Source organism: Cellulosimicrobium cellulans, assembly GCF_006539945.1.
In the GTDB taxonomy this organism is placed as follows: Bacteria; Actinomycetota; Actinomycetes; order Actinomycetales; family Cellulomonadaceae; genus Cellulosimicrobium; species Cellulosimicrobium cellulans.
The window spans coordinates 23,216-29,453 of record NZ_BJNZ01000038.1 but is presented as its reverse complement, the minus strand read 5'-3'; the positions used below and the strand labels follow the sequence as shown (position 1 = coordinate 29,453).

Below are 6,238 nucleotides of genomic sequence, written 5' to 3'. Positions count from 1 at the left end.
GACCGCACCCGTCGACGCCGCCGGTTCGGCTGCCCCGGCAGCGGGCCTCGCCCCCGGGCCGCCCCCGGCGCGCGGGTCGGCCCGGCGCGCCGCGCTCCCCGTCGTCCTCGCGGTGGCCGTGACCGTCCTGCTGTGGGCGTCGGCGTTCATCGGGGTCCGGGCCGCGGGCCACGACTACGAGCCCGGTTCCCTCGCGCTCGGCCGCCAGCTCGCGGGCAGCGTCGGCCTCACGGCGATCGTCGCCGTCCGGTGGCTGCGCGGCGGTGCGCGCCCCGTCCTGCCGCGCGGTCGCGTCCTCGTCGCCGTCCTCGCGTGGGGCGTGGGGTGGTTCAGCCTCTACAACCTCGCGCTCAACGCCGCCGAGCAGCACCTCGACGCCGGGACGACGGCGCTGCTCGTCAACGTCGCGCCGGTCCTCGTCGCGGTCCTCGCGGGCCTGCTGCTCGGGGAGGGCTTCCCGCGCCGCCTCCTCGTCGGCATGGCCGCGGCGTTCGCGGGGGTCGCGATCATCGCCGCGGCGACGTCGTCCGGTGAGCGCGACGTCGTCGGCGTCGCGCTCGGGCTCGCGGCCGCGGTCCTCTACGCGGGTGCGGCGACGTCGCAGAAGCGCCTGCTCTCGCGGGTGGACGCGCTGACGATGACGTGGGTCGGGTGCCTCGCGGGCACCGTCGCGCTCCTGCCGTTCGCCCCCGCGCTCGCCGCCGACGCAGGGTCGGCTCCCGCGTCGTCCACGTGGGCCGTGGTGCTCCTCGGGCTCGGCCCGACCGCGGTCGCCTTCACGACGTGGGGCTACGCGCTCTCGCGCCTCAGCGCGGGCCGGGCCGCCGCGACGACGTACCTCGTGCCGCCCATCGTCGGGGTGCTGTCCTGGCTGGTGCTCGCCGAGGTCCCGGCTGCCGTCACGCTCGCGGGAGGCGCGCTGTGCCTCGCGGGGGTCGCGATCGCGACGCTCCCGCGGCGACGGGTCGGCCCCGCGGCCCCGGTGCCGGACGCGCGGGCCTGAGCCGGCCCGACCCGCTCCGGGCCGGGCCGACGTGCGCGGCCCCGCTCGACCCGGGCTCAGCCCATCCGGTCGAGGTCTGCCTCGCGCACCTCGTGGACCAGCGGTTCCCCGGCGCGGAAGCGGGCGAGCTCGTCGACCACGATCGCGCCCTGCGCGAGCCGGCCCTGCACGGTCGCGGCGGCGTGGTGCGGGGTGAGGAGCACGTTCCGCAGCCGCCGCAGCGGGTGGTCCGCGGGCAGCGGCTCGGCGTCGTAGACGTCGAGCGCGGCGCTGATCCGCCCGCTCGCGAGCTCGCGGACCAGGGCGTCCTCGTCCGTGAGCCACGACCGTGCGGTGTTGACCAGCCCGGCGTGGTCGGGCAGGAGCGCGAGCTCGCGCGCGCCCAGCAGGTGGTGGGTCTCGGGCAGCACGGGCGCGTGCAGCATCGTCACGCGGCTCGTCGCGAGCAGCTCGTCGAGCCCGACGAGCGTCGCGCCCAGCGCGGCGGCGTCCGCGGGGGAGAGGGTCGGGTCGGCGACCACGAGCTCCGCGCCGAGCGCGCGCAGCATCGCGATCGCCGCCCGCCCGGTGCGCGACGCCCCGACGACGCCGACGCGCGTGCCCGCGATCTCGTACCGCGGGGGTGCGGCCTCGGCGTCGGCCCAGGGGACGCCGTCGTGCAGGGCGTTGTGGAACGCGGGGACCTGGTGCAGCAGCGCGAGCGCGAACGTCACGGAGACCTCCGCGACGGGTCGCGCCATCGCCTGGCCCGCCTGCGTCACGCGGACCCCGCGCTGCCACAGCGCGGGCGTGACGAACGGCTTGACGGAGGCGCCCGTGTGCGCCACGAGACGCAGCCCGGGAAGCCGGTCCAGGAGGTCCGCGTCCAGGGGCGGCGTGCCCCACGAGATGACGAGCGCGTCGACGCGTTCGCGCGCCGCGGGGCTCAGCCGGTCGAGCGCGGCGCCCAGCGCCCGCGGGTCGTCGACGACGTCGAACGGTCCCGCGCCGGCCAGGCGCTCCCACGCGTCCGGGGCGAACAGCTCGGACCGCAGCCACGGCGCGACCGCGACGAGCGCACGGGCCTCGGCTCCCGGACCGGCCTGCGGGCCCGGCGCGCCGGTCATCGCAGCCAGTCCTCGAGGTGCTCCGCGACGAGCGCGTCGTCCGCGGCCGCGAGCCACGGGTACGACGCCGTCACGCGCGTCAGCTCGTCAGCCTGCCCGGGGGAGAGGGTCTCGTCCGGGTCGAGGCACCAGATGCCGTCGAGCAGGCCCTGGCGCCGCAGGACCTCGTGCACGCCCGCGATGACGCCCGCGAAGTGGTGCGCCGCGTCGAACACGGCCGCGTTCGCGTCGGTGAGCCCGGCCGCGCGCGCGGTGAGGGTCGCGAGGGCGGCGGCGTCGGGCACGGTGGCCTCGCCGTCGGGACCGACGCCGTGCGCCGCGTGCGCGAGCGCCAGCGTCTCGACCGCGCCCCGCGTCCACACCGCCCACTGCCCCAGCAGGCCGCCCACGAACCGCGCGGTGAACGTCGCGGGGTGACCCTCGGCATCGGTCACCGGGACGTCGAGGCGCTGCGTGAGGTCGGCGACGATCGCGTCGTCGTTGCCCGTGTACAGCGCGATCTCGTCGCCACGACCCGACGCGGCGACGCCGCGCAGCACGTCGATCGTCCGGTAGCGGTGGAACGGCGCGGCCTTGATCGCGACGACCGCCTCGATCGACGCGTACTCGCGCCAGAACCCGACGGACAGGCGCGGGCCGCCGATCGCCTCCTGGAGGTAGAACCCGATGACGGGCAGCACCTCGCCGACGGCGCGGGCGCGGTCGAGCAGCACGCGCTCGACCTCCTCACGCGACCCCGTGAGGCCGGGAACGCGCGGGGCCAGCAGGACGGCGTCGTAGCCGAGCGATGCCGCGAGCTCTGCCTCCGCCACGGCCTGCCGGACGTCGCCGGCCGCGCCCGCGACCTGGACGAGCGGGCGGGGCCCGGTGTGCAGCGAGCCCGCGGGCGCGTCGCCCGCGACCGTCGCGCGCGACACCTCGGCCGCGAGCTCGAGCACGGGCCGCAGGAGCCCGTGCTCGCGGATCTCGAACTGCGTCGTGTGGACGCCGACGGCCACGCCGCCCGCACCCGCCGCGTGGTAGTACCGCGTGAGCGCGCGCTGCCGGCGCTCGTCGAGGCGGCGGTCGGCGTCGAGCGCCAGGGGCTGCGCCGGGATGACGGTCCCCGTGCGCAGGAGCGCGGCGACATCGTCGGCGAGGCGCGGGGTGGCCGGGGCGGCGGCGGGGGTGGTGGGGGCCGTCATCAGAACGCCCCGTCGCGCACGGCGAACTTCGTCGGCTTGCCGCTCGTCGGCAGCCCGGCCGCGAGCCACCGCGCCTGCCAGTCCACGAGCGTGCGCAGCGGGACCTGCGGGTAGCCGAACAGCTCGTGGCAGCGCGTCGCGTCGTTGAGCAGCGCCGTCGGGGCGGGCTCGCCCGTGAACGACACCTCGCGGTCGAGCCCGCGCGCGAGCAGCGTCGCGAGCCGCTCGACGGACGCCGTCTCCGGGCCCGTGAGGTTGATCGCCGTCGCGGGCGACGACGCGAGCGCGAGCGAGCGCAGCGCGACCTCGTTCGCGTACCCCTGCCACACGACGTTGACGTGCCCGGTGGTGAGGTCGACGGGCTCGCCCGCGAGGATGGGGGACGCGACGTCGAACAGGACGCCGTAGCGCAGGTCGACGGCGTAGTTGAGGCGGATCGTCACGACCTTGGTGCCGCGCGAGAGCGCGGCGTGCTGGAGCACGCGCTCGCGGCCGAGGCAGCTCATCGCGTACTCGCCGACCGGCCCGACGGGGTGCTCCTCCGAGCACCCGCCGGACTCGACGGGCACGAGCGGGTAGACGTTCCCGGTGGAGAACGCGGCGATGGTCGAGTCGGCGTAGCGGCGCGCGACGTCGTGCACGAGCGCCGCGTTCGCGGCCCACGCGAGCGACGGCGCGGACGACGTGCCGAACTTGGCGCCCACCATGTAGACGACGTCGGCGCCGTCGGGCAGGGCGGCGAGGTCCGCGTCGGGCGCGAGCAGGTCGGCCGCGACGACGTTCACCCCGGCGTCGCGCAGGCGGTCGGCCTGCTCGGGGTCGGACCACCGCGAGACGGCGTGCACGGCGTCGCCCGTGCGCCCGGCCGCGTCGAGCGCCCGGCGGGCGAGGACGGTCAGGCTCGGGCCCATCTTCCCGCCCGCGCCGAGGATGACGAGGTCGCCCGAGCGGGCTGCCAGGTCCTCCACGAGGGCCGGCGACGGCGTCGTGAGCAGCTCCTCGAGCTCCGCGACGGACGTCGGGGCCTTCAGGGCGGTGGTGCTGGTCTGCGTGGTCATGTGGTGAGTCATCCCTTGATGCCGGACGAGGTGACGCCCTCGACGAAGAAGCGCTGGGCCACGAGGTACGAGGCGAAGATCGGAACGAACGAGATGGTGGCGCCCGCGAGCACCATGTTGAGCGGCACGTCCTGCTGCTGGAGCGAGGCGATGCCGACGGTCAGCGTCCAGTGGTCGGTGCCCTGGCCGATGATGAGCGGCCACAGGAAGTCGTTCCAGTGCCACAGGAAGACGAACGTGCCGAGCGTCGCGAGGATCGGCTTGCACAGCGGCAGCACGATGCGCAGGAAGATGCGCCACTCCGAGGCGCCGTCGAGCTTCGCGGCCTCGAACAGCTCGTCGGGCAGGTCGAGGATGAACTGCCGCATGAGAAACACGGCCTGCGCGTTCGCGAGCGTCGGCAGGATCAGGCCCCAGTAGGTGTCGAGCCCGCCCGCCTGCGCGATGAGGATGAACGTCGGGATGAGCGTCACGTGGTACGGGACCATGACCATCGCGAGGAACGACCAGAACATCGCCTCGCGCCCGGGGAACTTCTTCTTCGCGAACGCGTAGCCGGCCATCGACGCGAGCAGCAGCACCGCGACCACGGACACGACGGAGTACACGAGCGTGTTGACGAGCCAGGTGCCGATGTTGCCCGCGCCGAGCACGCGGCCGTAGGCCTCGGTCGTGAGGTTCGTCGGCAGGAGCGACGCGGGGAAGTCGATCGCGGCGGCCGGCTTCAGCGACAGCACGACCATCGCGTAGAACGGGAAGATCGTCACGACGGCGGCGAGCGAGAGCACGGCGTAGCGCAGCACCTTGCCGCGCAGCGACAGGTCGCTCGCGCCCTTGCGGCCGCGCCGGCGGCGGGTCGCGGTGGGGCGCACGGGCATCGCGGCGCCCTCGAGCACCCGCCCGGTGGTGGTGGGGTCGGCGGCGGTCACTTGTCCCTCCCGATGGCGTAGCGCTGGATCAGGGCGACGACCAGCGTGACGACGAACAGCGCGACGCCGAGCGCGCTCGCGTAGCCGAGGTCGAAGTACTTGAAGCCCTGGTCGTAGATGTAGAAGACGAGGTTGTAGCTCGCCCGGGCGGGCCCGCCCGCCGTCATGACGTAGACGAGGTCGAAGATCTGGAACGACGCCGTCGTCTCGATGACGGCGAGGAAGAACAGGGTCGGCTTGAGCTGGGGCGCGATGATGAACCAGAACCGCTTCCACGGCCCGGCGCCGTCGATCGCGGCGGCCTCCTCGAGCTCGCGCGGCAGGTCCTGCATGCGCGCGAGGAGGATGAGCATCCCGTAGCCGAAGCGCGACCAGATCGCGACCATCGCGAGCGCGGGCAGCACGAGCAGCGTGTCGCCGAGCCACGACTCGGTGGAGAACCCGAGCGCGCCCATGAGCTTGGACCACGGGCCGTTCGTGGAGAACACCCACGTGAACACGGTCGCGGCGAGCACGAGGCTCGTGACGACGGGCAGGAAGAACACCGAGCGGTAGAAGCCGGAGCCGCGGAACGAGCGGCGCACCATGAGCGCCATGAACGTTGAGATCGCGAGCGACACCGGGACGATGAGCAGGCTCAGCACGACCGTGACGCGCAGCGCCGACCAGAAGATCGGGTCGTCGACCATGCGCCGGAAGTTCTCGACGCCCGTCCACTCGGCGCCGACGCCGATGGTGTAGTCGAAGAAGCTCAGCGCGACGCCGGCGATCGCCGGGCCGAACCGGAACAGCAGGAACAGCAGGAACGCGGGGAGGGCGAACAGCAGGCCGATCCTCGCCTCTCGGCGCTCCAGGACGCGGCAGGTCGTGCCGCGCGGGGGCTTCGGCGCCGGGCGCCGGTCGGCCCCGTCGGCGGTCAGCCCGTCCGAGGTGGGGGCGGTCGCGGTCATGGGTTCTC

6 protein-coding genes are annotated in these 6,238 nt (G+C 74.8%); 1 reads left to right on the top strand and 5 read right to left on the bottom strand.

Translation table 11 applies throughout. From position 1 onward, the window contains the following. A partial coding sequence (locus CCE02nite_RS19215; protein ID WP_308463706.1) for a DMT family transporter occupies positions 1–1,003 on the top strand: 1,003 nt, incomplete at its 5' end. Between the two features lie 56 nt (positions 1,004–1,059). On the opposite strand, the gene CCE02nite_RS19210 is transcribed toward CCE02nite_RS19215, so the two are convergent. Genes CCE02nite_RS19210 through CCE02nite_RS19190 form a run of 5 tightly spaced genes read right to left on the bottom strand, consistent with a single transcriptional unit; the run spans position 1,060 to position 6,230 of the window. Further along, positions 1,060–2,109: a hydroxyacid dehydrogenase gene (locus tag CCE02nite_RS19210; protein WP_141391195.1), complete on the bottom strand. Its 1,050-nt coding sequence runs from the start codon at positions 2,107–2,109 to the stop codon at positions 1,060–1,062. Next, positions 2,106–3,293, bottom strand: a complete 1,188-nt coding sequence (locus CCE02nite_RS19205) for a dihydrodipicolinate synthase family protein (protein ID WP_218027167.1) — start codon at positions 3,291–3,293, stop codon at positions 2,106–2,108. The genes CCE02nite_RS19210 and CCE02nite_RS19205 overlap by 4 nt, the downstream gene beginning before the upstream one ends. Further along, entirely contained in the window at positions 3,293–4,351 is a 1,059-nt protein-coding gene (locus CCE02nite_RS19200; protein ID WP_218027166.1) for an NAD-dependent epimerase/dehydratase family protein, read from the bottom strand. Before CCE02nite_RS19200 ends, CCE02nite_RS19205 begins: the two co-directional genes overlap by 1 nt. 8 nt (positions 4,352–4,359) lie before the next feature. Continuing rightward, entirely contained in the window at positions 4,360–5,280 is a 921-nt protein-coding gene (locus CCE02nite_RS19195) for a carbohydrate ABC transporter permease (protein ID WP_255318984.1), read from the bottom strand. Then, positions 5,277–6,230, bottom strand: coding sequence for a carbohydrate ABC transporter permease (locus tag CCE02nite_RS19190; protein WP_141391193.1), 954 nt, complete (start codon positions 6,228–6,230; stop codon positions 5,277–5,279). Before CCE02nite_RS19190 ends, CCE02nite_RS19195 begins: the two co-directional genes overlap by 4 nt. Between the last annotated feature and the right edge of the window lie 8 nt (positions 6,231–6,238).

Coding starts and splice junctions, on each gene's coding strand:
- CCE02nite_RS19205 (WP_218027167.1), bottom strand. CDS start 3,293: ATGACGGCCCCCACCACCCCCGCCGCCGCCCCGGCCACCCCGCGCCTC.
- CCE02nite_RS19210 (WP_141391195.1), bottom strand. CDS start 2,109: ATGACCGGCGCGCCGGGCCCGCAGGCCGGTCCGGGAGCCGAGGCCCGT.
- CCE02nite_RS19200 (WP_218027166.1), bottom strand. CDS start 4,351: ATGACCACGCAGACCAGCACCACCGCCCTGAAGGCCCCGACGTCCGTC.
- CCE02nite_RS19190 (WP_141391193.1), bottom strand. CDS start 6,230: ATGACCGCGACCGCCCCCACCTCGGACGGGCTGACCGCCGACGGGGCC.